The sequence below is a fragment of the Streptomyces sp. NPDC055103 genome, assembly GCF_053607625.1.
Map to the genome: position 1 here is coordinate 290 of NZ_JBSGTX010000203.1, position 495 is coordinate 784.

Annotated in this window: 2 protein-coding genes; both read right to left on the reverse strand. The window is 42.6% G+C overall.

The genetic code is table 11. The features are described 5' to 3' along the window. Positions 1-76 (reverse strand): YqaI family protein (locus ACWFR1_RS40525; protein WP_453561183.1); only part of this gene is annotated, 76 nt, incomplete at its 3' end. Between the two features lie 129 nt (positions 77-205). Continuing rightward, positions 206-495: YqaH family protein (locus ACWFR1_RS40530; protein ID WP_453561175.1), on the reverse strand; the 290-nt coding region annotated here is incomplete at its 5' end.

Below are 495 nucleotides of genomic sequence, written 5' to 3' on the forward strand. Positions count from 1 at the left end.
CGAAAAAATCCTTTTTCGTTTCCGGCTCAGTCAGCTTGTCGTGCCAGTTGTTTAGAATCATTGGATTTTCGATCATTCATAATCTCCTTTCTGTAATTTGCTGTGCGTTTATCCCAAATCAAGTACAGTTCGCTATGATTTCGGATTCTTTCACACCATGCTCTGACCTCCAACGCTGTTGCTGGTTTGTGGACAAAGTGAACCATCATCCCAAACACCTACTTATCACTGCCAAGTTGATGCCACGCTGTTGCATTTTCATAGCTGTTTCATATAAACGTCCTTTATTAGCCAGTCGGCTGATATCCTCTGTAAGAACTTTGATACTTCCAGCAAGACTGATCGCCTCTTCATAATCACCATCACGTAATGCCTCCGAAAGCATGATAGAGAGCTCTTCTGCTGATTCGATTTTTCTTTTCGCCGCATCTACATCGGACTTCAAAAACTGATTAGTGTTCTTGCGAAAGCGGCGTGGCTTTCGTCTTGTTTTGA